The following is a 1152-nucleotide window of genomic DNA, read 5'->3' as shown; positions in this document are numbered from 1 at the left end:
GTATAACCCCTTATTATGATGCAATGAATATAAATGAAAAAACTACCAATCCTAACAACTTTGAAGATGCTGTACACTACAATGAAAAAATGGGGGATTTACTTCTCATTGAGTTACTAAAAACAAATAAAATGAACAAAACCATATCTAAAGTTCGCAAGGCTAAGAATGAAATCTAAAACATTTTCAGCTATTTTTTTAGCCAGTAGTATTTTTATTTTAGTAAGTATTTTCAGCTTTACTATTTTGGTTGATCCCTACGATGTAACAGGCATAAATCTTTTACATATCAAGCATAAACTTACCCGAGACGGACGATTACAAAAAATCAATAGAATAAAAGAACTTAAATCCATTGACAATTTAATATTAGGCAGCAGCCGATCAGAACGGTTGAATCCAGATACAGTAAATAAATTAATCGGAGGATATACATATACCTTTGGAGTCGGTGGCGCAGGTATCGAAGATGCATTAGGCCTTTTACTTTATTTAGAGAAAGAACAAAAGTTACCTAAAAATATAATATTATGCCTCGATTTTATCTCTTTTGGAGAAGGAAAACCATCTGAAGGATTTTATAAAATTCCCGAGCTCAATTTTTTAAATTCTCAAAATACAAATCAGAATTATGCAGCAAAACTATTTTCTATTGATGCTTTGCGTGCATCATTCAAAACATTCAAAATACATATGAAGCACATAGAACCGAATTCATATATTGATCAAAACGGCTTTTTAAAAAGCAAAGAGACAACCCCCTCCGGAGATATGGAAAGTATTAAAAGGGTAGCCGACTATTATTATAATTTTAATTATAAAAAAGGAGATATACAATTTTCAAAAGAGCGTTTTGAATATTTGAACCGTATTGTCATCATGAGTCAAAAGCATCATATAAGCTTATATGCTATGCTGACTCCGGAGCATGCTGAACTTTATAGAATGGTTGAAAGCAATCCTAAACTTTTCCATAAATTGGGTTATGTTAAACAAAAATTATCGTCTATTACGCCCTATTATGATGCAATGATTCTAAATGAAAAAACAACGGATAGCAAAAACTTTGAAGATGCCGTCCATTACAATGAACAAATGGGAAATTATTTATTGGAAGAACTGTTGACTCCATGTAATAATAAGTATAAATAG

Annotated in this window: 1 protein-coding gene; it reads left to right on the top strand. The window is 31.1% G+C overall.

The features are described from left to right. The first annotated feature begins 168 nt into the window (after window positions 1–168). Window positions 169–1152, top strand: coding sequence for a hypothetical protein (locus tag CJD30_RS11650; RefSeq protein WP_294919350.1), 984 nt, complete (start codon window positions 169–171; stop codon window positions 1150–1152).

Source organism: Sulfuricurvum sp. PD_MW2, assembly GCF_002633015.1.
Taxonomy (GTDB): domain Bacteria; phylum Campylobacterota; class Campylobacteria; order Campylobacterales; family Sulfurimonadaceae; genus Sulfuricurvum.
This window is presented reverse-complemented; position numbering and strand designations above follow the sequence as displayed.